At 66.7% G+C, this 18,381-nt stretch carries 19 protein-coding genes; 6 read left to right on the forward strand and 13 right to left on the reverse strand.

Features of this window, described 5'->3' with window-relative positions:
• Positions 1-8: 8 nt before the first annotated feature.
• Genes Q0982_RS09035 through Q0982_RS09055 form a run of 5 tightly spaced genes read right to left on the reverse strand, consistent with a single transcriptional unit; the run spans position 9 to position 4,798 of the window.
• The gene (locus Q0982_RS09035; protein WP_299394404.1) at positions 9-1,757 is read right to left on the reverse strand and encodes an L-aspartate oxidase; all 1,749 of its coding nucleotides are present in this window, start codon (positions 1,755-1,757) and stop codon (positions 9-11) included.
• Between the two features lie 3 nt (positions 1,758-1,760).
• Entirely contained in the window at positions 1,761-2,120 is a 360-nt protein-coding gene (locus Q0982_RS09040; RefSeq protein WP_299394407.1) for a succinate dehydrogenase, read from the reverse strand.
• Positions 2,113-2,442 (reverse strand): succinate dehydrogenase, encoded by a 330-nt coding sequence (locus Q0982_RS09045; RefSeq protein WP_299394408.1) that lies wholly within the window; start codon positions 2,440-2,442, stop codon positions 2,113-2,115. The genes Q0982_RS09040 and Q0982_RS09045 overlap by 8 nt, the downstream gene beginning before the upstream one ends.
• Positions 2,439-3,173 (reverse strand): succinate dehydrogenase/fumarate reductase iron-sulfur subunit, encoded by a 735-nt coding sequence (locus Q0982_RS09050; RefSeq protein WP_299394410.1) that lies wholly within the window; start codon positions 3,171-3,173, stop codon positions 2,439-2,441. Before Q0982_RS09050 ends, Q0982_RS09045 begins: the two co-directional genes overlap by 4 nt.
• Entirely contained in the window at positions 3,170-4,798 is a 1,629-nt protein-coding gene (locus Q0982_RS09055) for a thiamine pyrophosphate-binding protein (protein ID WP_299394412.1), read from the reverse strand. Before Q0982_RS09055 ends, Q0982_RS09050 begins: the two co-directional genes overlap by 4 nt.
• Positions 4,799-4,921: 123 nt before the next feature.
• Here Q0982_RS09055 and Q0982_RS09060 point away from each other — a divergent pair, with 123 nt between their 5' ends.
• From Q0982_RS09060 to recQ, 6 genes are all read left to right on the forward strand, one after another.
• On the forward strand, positions 4,922-5,803 hold the full coding sequence (locus Q0982_RS09060; RefSeq protein WP_299394413.1) for a LysR family transcriptional regulator: 882 nt from the start codon (positions 4,922-4,924) through the stop codon (positions 5,801-5,803).
• A 287-nt stretch (positions 5,804-6,090) separates the two neighbouring features.
• Positions 6,091-6,633, forward strand: a complete 543-nt coding sequence (locus Q0982_RS09065) for a heme NO-binding domain-containing protein (RefSeq protein ID WP_299394415.1) — start codon at positions 6,091-6,093, stop codon at positions 6,631-6,633.
• Between the two features lie 4 nt (positions 6,634-6,637).
• Positions 6,638-8,011, forward strand: a complete 1,374-nt coding sequence (locus tag Q0982_RS09070) for a sensor histidine kinase (RefSeq protein WP_299394417.1) — start codon at positions 6,638-6,640, stop codon at positions 8,009-8,011.
• Complete coding sequence (locus tag Q0982_RS09075; RefSeq protein WP_299394420.1) at positions 8,012-9,220, forward strand: HDOD domain-containing protein; 1,209 nt, start codon at positions 8,012-8,014, stop codon at positions 9,218-9,220.
• On the forward strand, positions 9,217-10,413 hold the full coding sequence (locus tag Q0982_RS09080; protein ID WP_299394421.1) for an HD domain-containing phosphohydrolase: 1,197 nt from the start codon (positions 9,217-9,219) through the stop codon (positions 10,411-10,413). The genes Q0982_RS09075 and Q0982_RS09080 overlap by 4 nt, the downstream gene beginning before the upstream one ends.
• 203 nt (positions 10,414-10,616) lie before the next feature.
• Positions 10,617-12,419 carry a DNA helicase RecQ gene (recQ, locus tag Q0982_RS09085; protein WP_322096985.1) on the forward strand — a complete coding sequence of 601 codons (1,803 nt, stop codon included), beginning with the start codon at positions 10,617-10,619 and terminating at the stop codon, positions 12,417-12,419.
• A 180-nt stretch (positions 12,420-12,599) separates the two neighbouring features.
• On the opposite strand, the gene ureG is transcribed toward recQ, so the two are convergent.
• From ureG to urtE, 8 genes are read right to left on the reverse strand one after another with little or no spacing between them, the layout of a single operon-like run.
• Positions 12,600-13,241: an urease accessory protein UreG gene (ureG, locus tag Q0982_RS09090; RefSeq protein WP_299394426.1), complete on the reverse strand. Its 642-nt coding sequence runs from the start codon at positions 13,239-13,241 to the stop codon at positions 12,600-12,602.
• The gene (locus tag Q0982_RS09095) at positions 13,238-13,924 is read right to left on the reverse strand and encodes an urease accessory protein UreF (RefSeq protein WP_299394428.1); all 687 of its coding nucleotides are present in this window, start codon (positions 13,922-13,924) and stop codon (positions 13,238-13,240) included. Before Q0982_RS09095 ends, ureG begins: the two co-directional genes overlap by 4 nt.
• A complete protein-coding gene (locus Q0982_RS09100; protein ID WP_299394430.1) occupies positions 13,917-14,408 on the reverse strand; it encodes an urease accessory protein UreE in 492 nt (163 codons plus the stop codon). Before Q0982_RS09100 ends, Q0982_RS09095 begins: the two co-directional genes overlap by 8 nt.
• An 11-nt stretch (positions 14,409-14,419) precedes the next feature.
• Entirely contained in the window at positions 14,420-16,129 is a 1,710-nt protein-coding gene (gene ureC, locus Q0982_RS09105; protein ID WP_299394432.1) for an urease subunit alpha, read from the reverse strand.
• 4 nt (positions 16,130-16,133) lie between these two features.
• Positions 16,134-16,457: an urease subunit beta gene (locus tag Q0982_RS09110; protein ID WP_299394435.1), complete on the reverse strand. Its 324-nt coding sequence runs from the start codon at positions 16,455-16,457 to the stop codon at positions 16,134-16,136.
• A gap of 12 nt (positions 16,458-16,469) precedes the next feature.
• Positions 16,470-16,772, reverse strand: coding sequence for an urease subunit gamma (locus Q0982_RS09115; RefSeq protein ID WP_299394438.1), 303 nt, complete (start codon positions 16,770-16,772; stop codon positions 16,470-16,472).
• A gap of 31 nt (positions 16,773-16,803) precedes the next feature.
• Entirely contained in the window at positions 16,804-17,703 is a 900-nt protein-coding gene (locus Q0982_RS09120) for an urease accessory protein UreD (RefSeq protein WP_299394440.1), read from the reverse strand.
• On the reverse strand, positions 17,678-18,373 hold the full coding sequence (urtE, locus tag Q0982_RS09125; protein WP_299394443.1) for an urea ABC transporter ATP-binding subunit UrtE: 696 nt from the start codon (positions 18,371-18,373) through the stop codon (positions 17,678-17,680). The genes Q0982_RS09120 and urtE overlap by 26 nt, the downstream gene beginning before the upstream one ends.
• Positions 18,374-18,381 lie beyond the last annotated feature (8 nt).

Here is an 18,381-nt window from a genome sequence, read left to right on the forward strand (position 1 = left end):
CATCCTCCCTAAACCGCCGCTACCGGCGGTGCCCCGGCCTCGTCGGCAATCAGCGACTCGCCCGGCTGCACCCGGTCGAAGATCACCGGCACCATCGCAGTCTCAAGATCCTGCCCTTCCAAGCGCACCCGGGTGAAAGCGCTCTTCGCCAGATCGCCGGTCTCCGGAAAGTCCTCGCGGAAATGGGCACCGCGGGAGTCTTCGCGGGCCAGCGCCGCCTCGGCGATAACGCCAGAGATGGTAAGCAGGTTCTGCAGATTGAGCCAGTCGTGCCAGGTGAGATTAAATGCCCGGTCGGCGTCCGCCAGGCCGGTCCCTTCCAGGGTCGCGGCAAGGTCAGCTACCGCAGCGCGGCCCTGTTCCAGGCCGGCGGCGGTTCTCAGGATGCCGACGTTGTCCCACATCTGCTGCCAGAGCGTCTCGCGCAGCCCATTCAGGTCGCCACCGGCCTGCGTAAAGGGCCGCTCCGCCCGCGCGATGGCGGCATCGATGACGCTTTCGTCGGGTTCCCGCCAGTTCCGCTGCCCGGCAACAAAGGCGGCCATGGACTCGCCGGCGATCCCGCCGAAGACGGTGGAGTTGGCGACACCGTTGCCGCCCAGGCGGTTCGCACCATGGACGCCGCCGCAGTCCTCCCCCGCCGCAAAGAGACCGGGCGATGCGGTCGAACAGTCGGCTTCGAACTCGACGCCGCCCATCATGTAGTGGGCCGTCGGCACCACCTCGACCCGGCCGCCGGCCAGGTCGAAGCCGCAGTCGGCACAGCGCTTCACCATACCCGGGAAGAGATCTTCGACCCGCTCCGGCCCCAGGTGCGCCATTTCGATGAAGACCCCGCCCATGGGGGTCGTCCGACCGGCACGCATCTCCGCATAGATGGCGCGCGAGACGATGTCGCGGGTCGCGCGCTCGCCAGCCGGATGCTGGTTTTCCATGAAGCGCTCCCCGGCGCCGTTCAGCAGATAGCCGCCGGCGCCGCGCAGCCCCTCCTCCAGAACCGTCCCCGTCATCCGGGTGTCGGGCCCGCCCAGAAGACCGGTCGGATGGAACTGCACCATTTCCATGTCGCGCAGCGCGAGGCCGTAGCGCAGGGCCATGGCCAGCCCGTCGCAGCTCTTGTCGCCGGAGGGCGTGTGGTAGAGGTACATTGTGGGTCCGGCGCCGGTGCCCAGCAGCACGGCCTTCGCCTCAACCAGCCGGTAGCTGCCGTCGCGGATGTCGATCAACAAAACGCCGGCGATGCCGGAACCGTCGCGCGCCGGGATCAGTTCGATGGCGCGGTGCTCCTCCAGCCGGCGCGCATCCAGCGCCCAGACCTGCTCCATCAGGCGGTTGATGATCTCGATGCCCGTCAGATCGCCCTTGTGTACCGTGCGGTCGAAGCTCTGACCGGCGAAGGCCTTTTGATGAAGCGTGCCGTCGGGATTGCGATCGAAGAAGCAGCCGACCTCGTTCTCCATTTCCCGAATGCGCTCGACCGCCTTGACGCAGAGCGTCCAGGCGAGGTCCTGGCGCGGCAGCCACTTGCCGCCGACGATGGTGTCCATGAAATGCCGCTCGATGGAATCACCGGCGCCCAGCGCGACGTTGTAGCCGCCCTGCACCATGCGGGTGCAGCCGGACTTGCCCAGCAGACCCTTGGCGGCGATGGTCACGTCGAGGTCGGGATTGGCCTGCTTGGCGTGAATCGCGGCGAAGAGGCCGGCGCCGCCGCTGCCGAGAATGAGAATATCGGTCTTCAGCCGCTCGATCCGCATGGCTCACCAGACCTGCGCGTAGAAGGCCACGCCGACGGCGATGGCGGCGGCTGTTCCCGGAAAGATCCAGCGCAGGCGCGGGTCGTTGCGGTAAGGCCAGACCAGCAGCTCCAGCGCCAGCAGGCGCAGCCCGAAGCAGAGGTGTAGCGTGAGCAGCGTGACCAGCCCCCACTCCGCAACCTTTACCAGCGGCAGCTCGGCGAAGACGAGGAAGGCATCCAGCCGTTCGGCGCCTTCGAGCGCCAGACCGAGCGCGAGGAAATGAAATGGCAGGAAGACGGCCAAAGCCAGCCCCGACAGGCGGTGGCCCAGGAAGGCCAGGTAGCTCTCGTGGTTGCGCAGGGGCTGCATGAGCTCAGGCAACCACCGCGATCACGGCCCTGAGGCCCAGAGCGGCGAGCAAGATGCCGAAAGCCAGAGAGACAAGCGTTGCAAGGCGCGGGCTGGCGGCAGTCCATTCGCGCAGGATGGTGCGCAAACCAAGCGGCGCATGGACGGCGGCGGCCAGCACGAAGGCTCCGTAAAAGAGCGCCCAACCAAGGCTGCCCTGGGTGCGGCCCAGGATCTCTTGCGCCGTCAGGCCGTCGCGCACCGCATAGAGGATGAGACCCAGATGCGCCAGCACCAGCGGCGCGAGAATCAACGCCGTCAGCCGCTGGAGCACAAAGAGCCGCCGTTCCGTCACTCCGGGGCCTCCAGTTTCGGCAGGCCGAAGAAGGCGCTGCGCTTCAGCGCGGCGATGCTTTCCGACGGGCTGAGACCGACCGGACAGTGGCGCGTGCAATTGCCCTGGCTGTGGCAGGAGGTGCAGCCGCCTTCGGCAAAGGCGCGGTCCAGGGTGTCCGAGCGCGGCCCGTGGCGCGCATCGTTCACCAGCGTCCAGGCGCGGTTCAGGGCAGCCGGGCCCAGGTAGTCGGAATTCCAGGCAACCACGTCACAGGCCGCGTGACAGACCGCGCAGTTGATGCACTCGATCGCCGCCGAAGCGGCCAGGCGCGGTGGTGACTGCGGATCAACCCGCTGCGGCGGCTCCCGCCGGCTTGCGGTTCCGGAAAACCGGCCGCCGGCGCGCTGCCACTTGTCGAAGAAGGGCGCCATGTCGCAGGCCAGGTCCTTGATCCGCGGCAGATTGCGCAGCGGCTCCACGGTCAGCGTCCCTTCCAGCGCGACCCGACGCACGTGGGTGCGGCAGGTCCAGCGCGGGCGGCCGTTGACGGTCATGGCGCAGGAGCCGCAAACGCCGACGCGGCAGGCAAAGCGGTATGCCAGGTCCGGCGCCTGGCGGCGTTGCACTTCCGTGACCACGTCCAGAACTGTCTGGTTGTCGCGGGCCGGGACGCGGTAAGTCTCGAAACGACCCTCCGCCTTGCCGCGCCAGATGCGCACGTTCAGCGCGTTTCCCGGCCCTTCGGTCATGCCGGCGCTTTCACGGGTTCCGGGGACCTGCGCGACACGCTGGGCGCCGCCTGCGGCGCGATCGCGACATCGATGCAGGCCGGCGCGCCGCCGGACAGCGCATCGGCGAGTGCGCCCTGGAGCTGCCCGGCCTCGGTCACGTGAAAGCCCCGGCAGCCGAGCGCCTCGGCCGCCTTGTCGTAGCGCGCGCCGGGCAGAAGGTCGCAGCCGATCTTGCGCTGCGCGCCATAGTCCCGGACCTGGATCACCTGCTCGGCGTTCCAGCGCGCGTCGTTGCCGACGATGACGGCGAAGGCGGTCTGCTCCCGCGCCGCCGTTTCGAATTCGCTGAGATGAAAGCCTGCGGTACCATCACCCATCAGGGCGACCAGCGGCGCATCGGGCTGCGCCAGTCTGGCGCCGATGGCATAGGGCAGCGCCGCACCGATGGCGCCGGAGGGCCCGTTGATGATTCGACGGGGAATGCGGGTCGTGGCCTGGATCCACTGACCGAACTCCCCGCCGTCGCAGATCAGGATCGCATCGGCGCTGTCTTGCAAGGCGGACTGCACCACGGCACCGACTTCAGCGGCGTGAATGGCCTGGGTGTGCTCCGGCTCCGTGCGGCAGGCCAGCGCGTCGGCCACCTCCCGGCGCCAGGCGGCGCGCGCCTCTCCGCCACCGCCCGCTGCCGTCAGGGCTGCCGCCACCGGCCCCGGATCGGCAATCGCCGTAAGCTCGAGGCGCCCGCCCAGCGTCTCCTTGGCACGCGTGATGGCGGTGGGGTCAGGGTCAACCAGGATCACGGGTGCGGCAGAAGACTGCGCCAGCCCGCCAAAGCCGGACATGAAGTCGGTCGCTTTACCGAGGAAGAAGAGACAGTCCGCGGTGGCCAGCACCTCGGCAAAGGCGCCCAAAGCCGGATCCCGCAGGCCCCGCGGGCTTTCCAGTGTAATGGCCGGAAGATCGAGCGCCTCGCCAAGCTTCGTCATGCGGTCGCCGCCACGCAGGACGTTCAGGCTGGGGCCGGCGAACAACAAGGGGCGCTCAAAGGCCGCAAGCCGTGCCTGGATCGCTGCCAGCATCTCGGGGTCGGCGCTGCGCACCGGGGCGGCAAAGTCCGCAGAGGTCATCGGCACCGCCGGTCCCGCTTCTGCGTTCAAGACATCGAAGGGCAGCGCGAGATGCACCGGGCCGGGGCGGCCCGCCCTGGCCAGCCGAACGGCTCTCGCAAAGGCCGGGGCGAGGTCGTCGGCATTCTGTACCCGCTCACTGGCCTTCACAAAGGGGCGCGCCGCCGCGCCCTGCGGGAACTCCTGGAAAGCCCCCTTCCCGTCCAGCCCGAGCGGCGAATCACCGGACAGGAAGATCACCGGGCTTTCCGACATAGCGGCGGTGTAGAGCGCGCCCAGGGCATTGCCGAAGCCCGGGGCGGCCGTCACCAGGGCAACGCCGATACGGCCCGAGACCTGTGCGTAGGCATCGGCCATGAAAACCGCTGCGGCCTCGTGACGGCTGTGAACGATGCGGATGCCCGGGTCGATCAGCGCATCGTAGAGCGGCATGATCTGGTTGCCCGAGAGCGAGAAGACCACGTCGACGCCGGCCTGCGCCATGGCGCCCGCCAAATGATCCGCACCGCGCATCGGCACTTGCTCCCTGCACAAAGACTGTTTCGTTCTGCCTATGGCCAGTCTATGCTTTTGCAAATCTCAATCAAGCGCTAACTAAGTTTAGAAAAACAGGAAAAGAAGCATCCGCGGCCCCGCATGGACGTTAAGTCGCTCTACACCCTGATCGCCGCGGCGGACTGCGGCAGCTTCGCAGAAGCCAGCACGCAGCTTGGCCTCTCGCTCTCGGCTGTCAGCCTTCAGTTGCGCGCTCTCGAAGACGAGATCGGCATCACGCTGTTCGACCGCCGCAGCCGGCCGCCGCAGTTGACAGAGGAAGGCCGGGACTTCGTCAGCCGCGCCCGCGACGTGATCGCCCATTGGGAGGCGCTGAGCGAAAGCCTGTCGCGGGATCCGGCGCGGGGTGTCCTGCGGGTCGGCGCGGTGCACACCGCGGTGGCTTCGTCGGTCCCCGCCGCGCTGCGCCGGCTGCAGACGGAGCGGCCCGAGGTTTCCGTACGCCTCACCACCGGGCTCTCGCACGACCTGGAAGAACGGCTGCGCCGCCGCACCCTCGATTGCGCTGTCGTCACGGAGGCGGCACCGGGAGATTCGGACCTCGTCAGTCATCGGGTCTGCAGCGAGCCGCTGGTGCTGATCGCCCACCGCGACATCAAGGGGCGCGACGTCACCAAGGTCATGGCCTCGGAGCCCTATGTACGGTTCAGCCGCCAGGCCCGGGTGGCAAGGCTGATCGACGCGGAGTTGAAGCGGCGCAAGATCGCGGTGACCTCCCGCATGGAGATCGATACGCTGGAAGCGGTCGTCTCTCTGGTGCGTCAGCGCCTGGGGGTCTCCATCGTTCCGGCCGCCGCAGCGGGCAGCGGATTTCCCGAGGACATCCGGGTCCGCTCCTTCGGGTCGCCCCCGGTGCTAAGGCACTTGGCGGTCAGCCTGCGTAGTGACTGCCCGAAGCGACATCTTGTCGCCCCGCTCGTCGAGGCCCTGCGCGGGGTCTACGCGGACGCCGCAGCCGCCTGAAAGGCTGTCAGCACCCCCAAGACCAGCAGCAGTTGCGGCCCTCAAACCCCACGCAACTCAACCTTCTATAAATAATCATTTTCGGTATTTTCAATCTAAAGTAATTAACGCTTTGTCTAGAATTACTGTCGATAGTTCTTGATCAGAAACGCAGGTGAGCGAAGGGATTTTCTCCTCTCACCTGCAGACCGGGAGCTCATCGCCGCCGTCTCCGGCGACCTAGGGCCAAGGATTGGGCCTGGCTGGGCACCCCGCCACCCGCTGGAGCCGACGGGAGAAACGCTACCATGAAGGGCATACTCTTCACCGAGTTTCTGGAGATGGTGGACCAGAAGTTTTCGCCTGAGCTGACCGAGCGCATCATCGACCAGGTCGATGTTCCTTCGGGCTGCGCCTACACCACGATTGGGACCTACGACCACACCGAGCTGGTCCAACTGGTGGTTCAGCTGAGCAAGGAGACCGATACACCGGTCACCGACCTCGTCCGCGCCTATGGGTTCTATCTCTTCGAACGCTTCGTGCGCACCTACCCGCGCTTCTTCTCGGGGATCAAGGACGCTTTCACCTTCCTTGAAGGCGTGGAGAGCATCGTTCACGCAGAGGTCCGCAAGCTCTACACCGATTCAAAGCCGCCTATGATCACGGCCACGCGCCAGGGCGACGACAAACTTGAAGTCATCTACGAGTCGCAGCGCTGCCTTGGCGATGCCGCGCACGGCCTGATCCTGGGCTGTGTCGACTACTTCGGCGAGAAGATGAGCGTCGAACGCCAGGACATCGACGACAGCGGCAGCAGCGTCCGGTTCCTGCTTACAAGAGCGTCTTAGAACCATGGATACGGACGTTCTCAAGAAGCGTCTGGCGCGCGAGAAGATTGCGCGACGGCAGGCTGAGTCTTTGCTGGAGACCAAGAGCCGCGACCTCTACCTGGCCAGCGAGCAGGTCTCCAAGTCGGCGCAGCTCATCAAGGCTCAGTCGCAGCAGCTCCAGGCGGTTCTCGACCACGCCATGGCTTCGATCTTCCTGGTCGACGAGAAGGATCAGATCGTCCGCGCCAACCGCGTGGCCGAACTGACCTTCGAAGTGTCCAAGGAAGAGATGCTGGGAACCGACTTCTTTGAGCTCTTCAGCCCGGAGACCCGCGAAGCGGCACGTGGATACGATGCCGTTTCGGAGCTCCACCAGGAACTGAACACCTCGGACAAGTCCATCGAGTCCGTGGGCCAGCGCAAAGGTGGTGCGACCTTCCCAATGGAGCTGGCCATCACCCAGCTTGATATGGATGGCAGCACCTTCACGGTCTGGATCCTGAAGGACGTCTCCGCCCGCAAGGAAGCCGAGGAAAGGCGGGCTAAGCTGGAACAGGAACTGAGCCAGACGCAGAAACTGGAGTCGCTCGGCACCCTTGCGAGCGGCATCGCCCATGAGATCAACACGCCGGTTCAGTACGTCAGCGACAACGGCCACTTTCTGAAAGACGCCTTCACCGATCTGATGAAGGTGCTGGAAGCGCAGGAGACGCTGCTGCAGGCCGCCGAAGCTGCCGGCGTCCTGGGCGACGAGATCGCCGCGGTGAAGGCCTGCAAGGACGACGCCGACATCGACTTCCTGAAAGAGGAGGTTCCCACCTCCATCGCGCAGGGCCTGGACGGCGTTGCGCGGATCAGCAAGATCGTCACCGCGATCAAGGAGTTCTCGCACCCGGGCACCGCGGAAAAGAGCCTTGTCGATCTGAACAAGGCCATCGACACCACCCTGACGGTCGCCCGCAACGAGTGGAAGTACATCGCCGAGGTGGAAACCAAGTTCGCAGACAATCTGCCCATGGTGCCCTGCCTGCCGGGCGAGCTGAACCAGGTCATCCTGAATATGGTGATCAACGCGGCCCACGCGATCGAAAGCCTGAACAAGGAGGACCTGGGCAAGATCACCATCGAGACATTGCAGCGCGGCAAGATGGCCGAAATCCGCATCAGCGATACCGGTTGCGGCATCTCCGACGAACACAAAAAGCAGATCTTCGACCCCTTCTTCACGACCAAGGGCGTCGGCAAGGGGACCGGTCAAGGCCTGTCGATCGCCTACAGCAGCATCACGCAAAAGCACGACGGAACCATCTCGGTGGAATCCGAGGTCGGCGTCGGCACCACATTCATCATTCATCTGCCGGTTGGGGAGGCCGAAGCCCTGAAGGAGGCTGTCTAGATGAAGCCGAGAGTTCTCTTCGTCGACGACGAAAGCAACATCCTTCAGGGCCTTCGGCGCATGCTGCGCAGCATGCGTAACGAGTGGGCCATGGACTTCGCCGAGGGCGGCGAGGAGGCACTGAAACTGCTTGAGGGGGAAAGCTACGATGTGCTTGTCACGGACATGAAAATGCCCGGAATCGGGGGCGCGGAACTGCTGGACCAGGTGGCGGAGCGTTATCCGCAGATGTTGCGCTTCATCCTGTCCGGGGAGGCCGACACCGAGGCGACATTCCGCACGGTCGTAACCAGCCACCAGTTCTTTCCGAAGCCATCGAACAGCGAACGGATTGTCGCGGTCATCAGCCATTGTCTGCAGCGGCGCAGCGAGCTCGAGAGCATCGACACGGGGGCGCTGGTGACCGGCGTTCGGTGTCTCGCCACTTCGCGGAGCACCTTCGATGCCCTTGCCGCGCTCCTGGACTCGGAATCTGCGACCATCGATCAGGCGGTGGAGCTCTTCGCCGATGAGCCGGCACTCGCCGCAAAGGTGATGCAGCTCGCAAACTCCGCCTACTTCGGGATCGGCGATCCGGTGTTCAGTCCCAAGGCGGCTGCGAACCTGCTGGGCTGGGACGTCCTGCGTGCCTTGCTCGTGAACGAGTCCTTCGTCTCGCCCTATCCTTCGGGACCTTGCCGCACGACCTACGAGCAGGCGATCGCTCAGGCACGCAGCGTCAGCGAACTGTCCGCCTGGATCGCAGAGCAGCGGGGGGCCTCCCCTCACGTGCTTGAACAGGCCCGTCTCGCCGGCCTGCTCCACAATCTCGGCCGTCTGCTGCTCTGCGATCAGGCCTGCGACGACTACGCGCGCGTCGTCACCCTGGTCGACGAGGGCAAGAGCCTGGAAGAGGCCGAGCGGAGCATCTTTGCCGCGTCCCACGCGGTGTTTGGGGCCTACCTGGCCGCCGCCTGGGGCATGCCCCCGGCGGTCGTCGAGGCGATCCGCCACCATCGCCAGCCCGGTGCCTCCCAGCAAGGCGACGATGCGCGGCTGCCGCTTCTGGCCGTCCATTCTGCGCTCGGCATTGTCAGCGCCTGCGACGCCGGAGAGCCGGCAAACACGGTCGCCGCACGCCTGGACACGGAATTCCTTGGCCAGGAAGGCTGCGTCGAAAGTATTGCCGACTGGACCGAAGGCTGGCGCCGGCTCGGGAGCGCTGCGTGAGCGAAAAGGTCCTCTTCGTCGACGACGACCCGCAGATCCTGAGCGCCTTCAAGCGCGGTCTGCGCAAGCGGTTCGACCTGAAGACCGCCGAAGGGGGCGCGGCCGGCCTGGAGATGATCGACCAGCATGGCCCCTTTGCTGTCGTGGTCAGCGACCAGCAGATGCCGGAGATGGACGGCATCAGCTTTCTGCGCCAAGTCAAGCAGAAGACCCCGCTGACTGTGCGCATGATGCTGACCGGCAATGCCGATCAGAAAACAGCCATGGACGCCGTCAACGAAGGCCACATCTTCCGCTTCCTGACCAAGCCCTGTGGCCCGGACGACCTGGCCGTCGCAGTGGAAGCGGCGCAGCAGCAGTACCGGCTGATCGCCGCCGAACGGGAACTGCTGGAGAAGACCCTGGCCGGCAGCATCAAGGTTCTGGTCGATGTGCTCTCCCTGAACGACCCGGAGGCGTTCAAGGAGACGGCCCGGCTGCAGCTCTGGGCGCGCATGCTGTCGCGCTTCATGAAGCTGAGCGACGGCTGGGCTCTGAACATGACCATCATGCTGCACGGAATCGGCCGCATCACCCTGCCCAGGGAAGTGAGCCAGAAGCTGCGCGACGGCGAGACGCTGAGCGACGTCGAAGCCGAGATGCTGGCGCGGACGCCGGAGACCGCCCGCGACCTGATCAAGAACATCCCCCGGCTCGACGCCGTCGCGGAAGCCGTCTACTACCAAGCCGCCGGCTTCGACGGCAGCGGCTTTCCCGGCGGCGGCAAGACAGGCGAGGCGCTGCCGCGGGAGGCACGGATCCTGCGCGTACTCTCCGACCTGGCGCGGGCGACAACAGGCGAATGGCCCAGCCGCACGGCCTTCGAGACCCTGGCCAGGGAGCGCGCGCAGTACGACCCTGAGATCCTGAAGGCGGCCCAGGCCTGCTTGCTCCCCGAGGAAGACAGCGGCGGCACCGCGTCAGCCGAGCCGGAGGTTCAGCAGGTCGAGCTCTTCCAGCTCAAGGAATCCCACAAGCTGGCCGCCGACGTGGTCACCGAAACCGACGTCCTGGTCCTCGCCAGCGGGCACCGCCTCTCCCCGGCCATGATCGAGAAGCTTAAGCAGTACAACAAACTAAAGAAGCTGAAGCAGCCGATCTCGGTCATCGAGGTGGACGACGATGCCGAAGGGGCCGCTGAAGAGGCAGAATAGGCCCTTCGCGTCCGCATGGCGGGGCTGCACGCGGCGCCGTCGCGCCGATCCCTGTTACCCACAGCAAAAAGGGTTGAGGCCCGGACGGGGCCCAGGCATGAACGTCGGGTCATGCTGATCCGGCCCTTTCGATTCGCAAGCCGACATGGAACCCCTCTGCTGGTGGGACCGCCCCAGGCCGCCTCCGACGCTGCGGGGTGCGCGTGAGCGATCAGAAAGCGCTGATACTCAAAGACGTCTTCGGATTCGACAGCTTCCGCCCGGGTCAGGCGCAGATCATCGACACCCTGCTGGCCGGGCGTTCGGCGCTCGCCGTCATGCCGACCGGGGCCGGGAAATCACTCTGCTTTCAGGTGCCGGCCCTGGCGCGGGGCGGCCTGACCATCGTGGTCTCGCCGCTGGTGGCCCTGATGCAAGATCAGGTCGCCGCGTTGCGTCTGGCCGGGGTCGCGGCGGAAACCATCAATTCGGCGCGCCCGCGCGCCGACAACGTCGACTCCTGGCGGCGCGTTGCCGCAGGGGAAACCCGCCTGCTCTACCTGGCGCCCGAACGCCTGATGACAGAGCGCATGCTGGCCGCCCTCAAGCGGCTGGACGTCCGGCTCATCGCCGTCGACGAAGCGCACTGCATCTCCCAATGGGGACCGGCCTTCCGCCCGGAGTACGAGGACCTGGCGCAGCTGCGGGAGATCTTTCCCGAGGTTCCGATTGCGGCCCTGACGGCGACGGCCGACGCCACCACGCGAAGTGACATCGTCGACAAGCTCTTCGGCGGAGACGCCGAAAGCTTCGTGCTGGGCTTCGACCGCCCGAACCTGCAGCTCGGCGTCGAGGTGAAGCGGCAGTGGAAGAGTCAGTTGCTGGCGTTTCTCCAGTGCCACCACGGCGTCAGCGGCATCGTCTACTGCCTGTCCCGGCGCAAGACCGAGGAAGCCGCAGCATTTCTGGTGGAGAACGGCATCAAGGCCCTGGCCTATCACGCCGGGATGGACAAGGAGGCGCGGGATGCAAACCAGAACGCCTTCATGACCGAGGATGGCGTGGTGATGGTCGCGACCATTGCGTTCGGGATGGGCATCGACAAACCGGATGTGCGCTTCGTCTTCCACTGCGACCTGCCAGCCTCCGTGGAGGCCTACTACCAGGAAATCGGCCGCGCCGGCCGCGACGGCCTGCCCGCCGAAGCGCAGATGCTCTACGGCCTGGACGACATCCGCATGCGCCGGGTTTTCATCGAGCAGGAAGAGAGCAGCGACGACCGGCGCAGGCGCGAGCACCAGCGTCTCGACGCCCTGATCGGCTACTGCGAGTCCCCCACCTGCCGGCGGCGCCTGCTGCTGAACTACTTCGGCGAAGACCTGGAACCCTGTGGCAACTGCGACATCTGCCGCAACCCGGTGGATCTCAGCGACGGGACTGCGGAGGGCCGGCAGATCCTGGCTGTCATCGAGCAGACCGGCCAGCGCTTCGGCGTCGCCCATATCGTCGACATCCTACGCGGCACGGCGACCGAGAAGGTGGTGAAGTCCGGGCACGACCAGCTTGCCGGCTTCGGCGCCGGGGCGGAGGGCAAGAAGGAGGCCTGGCGCTCCCTGATCCGCCAGCTTGTGGCCGCCGGTTTCCTGCAGCTCGATATTGCCGGATACGGTGGCCTCAAGATCACCGCCAAAGGCCGCAACCTCCTGGCCGGCGCCGAAGCCTTCCACTACCGCCCGGACCGGGTGGCCGCACACGGCCGCAAACCGCGAGCCCGGAAGCAGACGCCGGAAACCGCCTTGACGGCGGAGGAGAACTCCCTGCTCGGCCGGCTCAAGGAACTGCGCCTGCGCCTCGCCAAGGAGCGCGGTGTCCCCGCTTATGTCATCTTCCCCGACAAGGCCCTGACCGACATGGCCCGGCGGCGCCCGCGCAGCCACAGCGAGTTCGCCGCCGTCAACGGCGTCGGCACCGCCAAGCTGCGGGACTTCGCCGACGTCTTTCTCGGCGAAATCGCCAACGCCGGCTGAGGCAGGCGAGATCTTGGGCTGAGCAACTTGGAGCGGGAGTGCTGTTTGACCTCGTGCTTCGAGACGCTTCGCTCCTCAGCATGAGGTCAAACAGCTAAGCTCCACGCCTCGTCCTGAGGAGGCCTGAAAGGCCGTCTCGAAAGACGTAGTGGACTCCCTCGACCAACGCCTCACTGTCCCCTAGGCGACGGAGCTTTCGACGTCTCCCGCCAGGCCGCCGAGGCGCTCGATGAAGGCGGCGACCTCGGCTACCCCCTGCCCCGCCTTCACCTGGGCGAAGACGAAGGGCCGCTCGCCGCGCATCTTCTTGGCATCGCGGTCCATGACGCCAAGATCCGCGCCCACCAACGGCGCCAGGTCCGTCTTGTTGATCACCAGCAGGTCGGAACGGGTGATCCCCGGCCCGCCCTTGCGCGGGATCTTGTCGCCGGCGGATACGTCGATGACGTAGATGGTGATATCGGCCAGTTCCGGGCTGAAAGTGGCCGCCAGATTGTCGCCGCCGGACTCGATCAGCACCAGGTCCAGCTCGGGAAACTGCGTGCGCAGGTCGGCGACGGCGGCCAGGTTGATGGAGGCGTCTTCGCGGATGGCCGTATGCGGGCAGCCGCCCGTCTCCACCCCGACAATCCGCTCCGGCGGCAGCGCGCCCGAACGGGTCAGGAACTCCGCATCTTCGCGCGTATAGATGTCGTTGGTGATGGCGGCGATGTCGTAGCGCTGCGAAAGCGTCTTGCAGAGCGCGTCCATCAGCGCCGTCTTGCCGGAGCCCACCGGCCCGCCGATACCGACCCGCAAAGGGCCTGTCTGTGCTGTGGTCATGATCGGAACAACCTCGTGTACTGGGTTTCATGTTTCATTGCCGCCAGGTCGGCCAGGACGGAAGCACCGCCGAGATCCTCCAGCGGCATGGTCTGTGCCAGTGCCGCGGTCTCGGCAATGGCTGGCTCCAGCGCCGCCGTCACGCGCTGCCCGTCGCTCTGGCCGAGCGGGATGAGACGCACCCCGGCGGAAACGATGTTGGCGGCAAAGCCGTGCAGGTAGGCGTGGAGGCTGGCGGCCAGCGGCAAACCATGTCCGGCCGCCGCAACGGCCACCACGACCGGATAAGGCAGCGGCCCCGCCGCAACCGACAGCAGACGGTCGAGCGCGGCACAAGGCCAAGCGTCGCGGGTGGCCTCGGCAAAGGCGCGGCCTTGCGCGGTCGTTTCCAGGTGACGCTCAGACGATGCGACAAAAGCCGCCGCCAATATGCTGACTTTCCACACTTTCTCCGGATCATCCGCGGCCTCAAAGGCATGGCGGAAGAGGCAGGCATCGTTGCGTCCGGAGCCGAGCAGCAACAGGTCCCGCAGCCAAGCCTCCAGCGCCGCCGCATCGGTCACCGCGCCGTTCTCGACGGCATACTCCAGGCCGTGCGAGTAGCTGAAGGCGCCCACAGGGTAGGACGGCGACAGCCAGGTCATCAGGCGGTAAAGCCCGGCGTGATCGAGTGGTTCAGTCATGCCCCTGCCCGCCATGCCCGTGCCCGCCATGCCCGTGACCATGTGTTCGGCCGTGACCGTAGGCGCCGCCTTCGGGACTGAAGGGCGCTTCGATCCGTTCCGTGCGCGCGCCCAGCTTCTGCAGCATCTCCAGGATCACATGATCCTCACGGATGCGCAGCCGGTCGCCCAGCAACTGGGTCGGCAGATGACGGTTGCCGAGATGCCAGGCGATGCGCAGCAGGTCGGCGCCAGGGCCGGCCCGGACCTCGATCAGGCGTTCGGGCGCCGCCACCACAGCGACCGTTCCACCTTCCTCCAGTACCAGGCCGTCGCCGTCCGACAGCGCCATGGCTTCGGGCAGATCCAGCAGAAACTCGACGCCCGCCTCGCCTTTCATGACGATTCGGCGGCGGTGGCGCGCGTCGAAATCCAGGCGCACCGCATCGCAGGCCTCCGCCGGGGACCAGGTTCCGGCCGCGCGCACGGTGGTCGCTCTTTGCATCGCGCCGGCGCCTAGAACAGGAAGTAGCGCTGCGCCATGGGCAGCACCTCCGCCGGCTCGCAGGTCAGCAGCGTGCCGTCGGCCCGCACCTCGTAGGTCTCAGGATCGACTTCCACGTCAGGCGTGTAGTCGTTCAGCACCATGTCTTTCTTTGTCACTTTGCGGATACCGGAGACCGGCACGACCTGGCGGGAGAGCCCGAGCAGCCGTCCCGCGTCGCCCTCTGCCGCCGCCTGGGAAACGAAAGTGACGGCGCTTTCGGTCATGGCCTTGCCGAAGCCGGCGAACATGGGGCGGTAGTGGACCGGCTGCGGCGTCGGGATCGAGGCGTTGGGATCGCCCATGGCCGCCGCGGCGATGCTGCCGCACTTCAGCACCAGATCCGGCTTCACGCCGAAGAACATGGGCTTCCAGAGCACGAGATCGGCCAGCTTGCCCACCTCGATGGAGCCCACCGAGTCGGCGATGCCGTGGGTCAGCGCCGGGTTGATGGTGTACTTGGCGATGTAGCGCTTGACCCGAAAGTTGTCGTTCCGGTCACTGTCTTCCGGCAGGGTGCCGCGCTGTTTCTTCATCTTGTCGGCGGTCTGCCAAGTACGGATGATCACTTCCCCCACGCGCCCCATGGCCTGACTGTCGGAGGCGATCATGGAAAAGGCGCCGAGGTCGTGGAGGATGTCCTCGGCGGCGATGGTCTCCCGTCGGATGCGGCTTTCCGCGAAGGCCAGGTCCTCCGGGATCTTGGGGTCCAGATGGTGGCAGACCATCAGCATGTCGAGATGCTCGTCCACCGTGTTCACCGTGAAGGGCCGCGTCGGGTTGGTGGACGACGGCAGGACGTTGGTCTCGCCGCAGACCTTGATGATGTCCGGCGCATGGCCGCCGCCGGCCCCTTCGGTGTGAAAGGCGTGGATGGTGCGCCCCTTGAAGGCGGCCACGGTGTTCTCGACGAAACCGGACTCGTTCAGGGTGTCGGTATGGATGGCCACGCCGATGTCCATTTCCTCGGCCACCGAAAGACAGGTGTCGATGGCCGCCGGCGTGGTCCCCCAGTCCTCGTGCAGCTTCAGTGCACAGGCGCCAGCGGCGATCTGTTCGCGCAGGGCATCCGGCTTGGTGGCATTGCCCTTGCCGAAGAAGCCGAGGTTCATGGGAAAGCCCTCGGCAGCCTGCAGCATGCGCGCGATGTGCCAGGGCCCGGGCGTCGCCGTGGTGGCGTTGGTCCCCTCGGCGGGCCCGGTGCCGCCGCCCAGCATGGTGGTGACGCCGGAGTAGAGCGCGTCCTCCATCTGCTGCGGGCAGATCCAGTGAATGTGCGCGTCGATCCCACCCGCCGTGAGGATGCGCCCCTCGCCCGCGATCGCCTCGGTGCCCGGGCCTACGACGATGTCGACGCCGGGCTGCACATCCGGGTTCCCGGCCTTGCCGATGGCGGCGATGCGCCCGTCCTTCAGACCCACGTCGGCCTTCACGATGCCCCAGTGGTCGACGATCAGCGCGTTGGTGATGACCGTGTCGACGGCGCCCTGGGCACGGCTGGCCTGGGCCTGGCCCATACCGTCGCGGATCACCTTGCCGCCGCCGAACTTGATTTCTTCTCCGTAAGTTGTCTTGTCTTCCTCGACTTCGATGACAAGCTCGGTGTCGGCCAGGCGCACCCGGTCCCCGACCGTGGGGCCGAACATGGCGGCATAGGCGGCGCGGTCGATTTTCTGCGGCATGGCGCTAGCCCTCCCTGTCTTCGGTGAGGGGGCCGTTGATCTTGGCGTTGAAGCCGTAGACCCGGCGCGCGCCCGCATAGGGGATCAGGCTGACCTCGCGGCTCTGGCCGGGCTCGAAGCGCACGGCGGTTCCCGCGGCGATGTCGAGCCGGCGGCCCAGGGCCTTGTCGCGGTCGAAGACCAGCGCCTCGTTGGTCTCGTAGAAATGATAGTGGGAGCCGACCTGGATCGGGCGGTCGCCGCTGTTGGCGACCATCAGGGTGATCGCCTCCCGCCCTTCGTTCAGGGTGATGTCGCCCTCGGCGACCATGATTTCTCCGGGAATCATCGCGCGCCCTCCCTAGCGGATCGGCTGGTGCACGGTCACCAGCTTGGTGCCGTCGGGAAAGGTGGCCTCCACCTGGATCTCGTGGATCATCTCGGCGACGCCCTCCATCACCTGATCGCGGCCGAGGACCGTGCCGCCGTCGCGCATGAGGTCGGCCACCGGGCGCCCGTCCCGCGCGCCCTCCACCACGAAGTCGGAGATCAGCGCGATAGCCTCCGGATAGTTCAGCTTGCACCCGCGACCCAGGCGGTTGCGCGCCACCATGGCGGCCATGGCCACCAGCAGCTTGTCCTTTTCACGCGGCGTCAGGTTCACGTCTTACTCCCTTAATTTTTCTCATTTTTCTTCAAAGTTGCCAAAGGCGGGGAAGGTACGGCGGCAGGCCTGCCAGAGCCGCCCGCGCCGCCGCCCAGAAACCGCCGAAACTCTGGCGCACCGCCCGGGCCTCGCCGATGAAGCGCCCGACCACGAGACCGTTCACCGCCGTCAGCGCATGCTGCGCCTCGGCGGCTTCCGCCGGCAGGAGATCGCGCAGCGCCGGAAGATGGCTCGCCGCATCGTCGGCTGCATAGATCATCGAGGCGAAAGCCGTTGCCCCACCGAGACAGGCCGGCGATGTCAACGGCGCGGCAAGGTCACCGTCCATGTGCAGGGCATCGGCCCAGACCAGCGTGCCGTCGCGACTCACGCGCCAGGCATCGTGGATCAATCCCCGGGCAAGCTGCTCGCCGGAGGCACGGCGGCCGAAGACCAGAAACTCGCCGGCCAGTACCCGGCTGCCCGCTGCCAGGTCCAAGGTGGTGCGCCGCCTGAGGCGCGCGCCGTCGAACAGGATGGTTTCCTGCGGCAACCACTCCAGCCAGCAGCCCGCTTCGGCTGTCAGCGCAACGTCGATGCGGCTGTCGGCGCCGGTCGAACGGTAGACCTTCTCGGCCGCCTGGGGATAAACCCGCGCCCGCGCGCCCTGCCCCGCCGTAACGGCGATGTCCAGCCGGTCGCCGCCGACGATGCCGCCCGAGGTGGTGATCAGGCAGGCCTCCAGGATGTCGCCCCGCGCGGGGCGCGGCAGGCGCAGCGACAGCGGGTCGCGCTGATAGAGATCCGCCGGGCGGGTCGCACCGTCCAGGTGCCGTAGCGATAGCGCCGCCTCGCCGTGCACTGCCGGACGCCGCAGCGGTACGACGGACCCCGCCCCCCGGTCCAACGGGACAGCCGCAGCCTCACACGGCGATGTAGCGACGGACATCGGCCTCCACCATCTCCTCACCCCGACCCGTCAGAACGATCTCCCCGCGATCCATCACCGCATAGCTGTCGGCCAGGTCCCTTGCGAATTCAAGATACTGTTCGACGAGCAGAATGGCCATATCGCCGCGCCCGGCGAGCAGGCGGATGACCCGCTCGATGTCCTTGATGATCGAGGGCTGGATACCCTCGGTGGGCTCGTCCAGGATCAGCAGGCGCGGGCGCATCACCAGGGCCCGCGCGATGGCAAGCTGCTGCTGCTGGCCGCCGGAAAGATCGCCGCCGCGCCGCCGCAGCATGTCTTTCAGGACGGGAAAGAGCTCGAAGATCTCGTCTTCGATGAAGCGCTCGGTTCGCCGCAGGGCCGCATAGCCGCTGCGCAGGTTCTCTTCCACCGACAGCAGCGGAAAGATCTCGCGGCCCTGGGGCACAAAGGCGATGCCGCGCCGCGCCCGCTGGTGCGGCGGCAGACCGTCGAGCGCCTCGTCCTCCCAGGTGATCGAGCCGCTCTTCACCGCCTGCTGGCCGGCAATGGCCCGCAGCAGAGACGTCTTGCCCACACCGTTGCGGCCGAGAACACAGGTGACCGCCCCCTTGGCGGCCGTCAGGCTGACCTTCCGCAGCGCCTGGCTGGCGCCGTAGAAGAGATCGATGTCCTGGACCTTCAGCACAGCGCGTG

The organism is Pelagibius sp., assembly GCF_028281305.1.
Taxonomy (GTDB): Bacteria; Pseudomonadota; Alphaproteobacteria; order Kiloniellales; family Kiloniellaceae; genus Pelagibius.

Excerpts from the sequence above, each read along its gene's own strand:
- Q0982_RS09100 (WP_299394430.1), bottom strand. The coding sequence starts at position 14,408 with ATGCAAAGAGCGACCACCGTGCGCGCGGCCGGAACCTGGTCCCCGGCG.
- ureG (WP_299394426.1), bottom strand. The coding sequence starts at position 13,241 with ATGACCACAGCACAGACAGGCCCTTTGCGGGTCGGTATCGGCGGGCCG.
- Q0982_RS09055 (WP_299394412.1), bottom strand. The coding sequence starts at position 4,798 with ATGCGCGGTGCGGATCATTTGGCGGGCGCCATGGCGCAGGCCGGCGTC.
- ureC (WP_299394432.1), bottom strand. The coding sequence starts at position 16,129 with ATGCCGCAGAAAATCGACCGCGCCGCCTATGCCGCCATGTTCGGCCCC.
- Q0982_RS09075 (WP_299394420.1), top strand. The coding sequence starts at position 8,012 with ATGAAGCCGAGAGTTCTCTTCGTCGACGACGAAAGCAACATCCTTCAG.
- Q0982_RS09095 (WP_299394428.1), bottom strand. The coding sequence starts at position 13,924 with ATGACTGAACCACTCGATCACGCCGGGCTTTACCGCCTGATGACCTGG.
- Q0982_RS09065 (WP_299394415.1), top strand. The coding sequence starts at position 6,091 with ATGAAGGGCATACTCTTCACCGAGTTTCTGGAGATGGTGGACCAGAAG.
- Q0982_RS09060 (WP_299394413.1), top strand. The coding sequence starts at position 4,922 with ATGGACGTTAAGTCGCTCTACACCCTGATCGCCGCGGCGGACTGCGGC.
- Q0982_RS09050 (WP_299394410.1), bottom strand. The coding sequence starts at position 3,173 with ATGACCGAAGGGCCGGGAAACGCGCTGAACGTGCGCATCTGGCGCGGC.
- Q0982_RS09070 (WP_299394417.1), top strand. The coding sequence starts at position 6,638 with ATGGATACGGACGTTCTCAAGAAGCGTCTGGCGCGCGAGAAGATTGCG.
- Q0982_RS09110 (WP_299394435.1), bottom strand. The coding sequence starts at position 16,457 with ATGATTCCCGGAGAAATCATGGTCGCCGAGGGCGACATCACCCTGAAC.
- Q0982_RS09120 (WP_299394440.1), bottom strand. The coding sequence starts at position 17,703 with ATGTCCGTCGCTACATCGCCGTGTGAGGCTGCGGCTGTCCCGTTGGAC.
- Q0982_RS09035 (WP_299394404.1), bottom strand. The coding sequence starts at position 1,757 with ATGCGGATCGAGCGGCTGAAGACCGATATTCTCATTCTCGGCAGCGGC.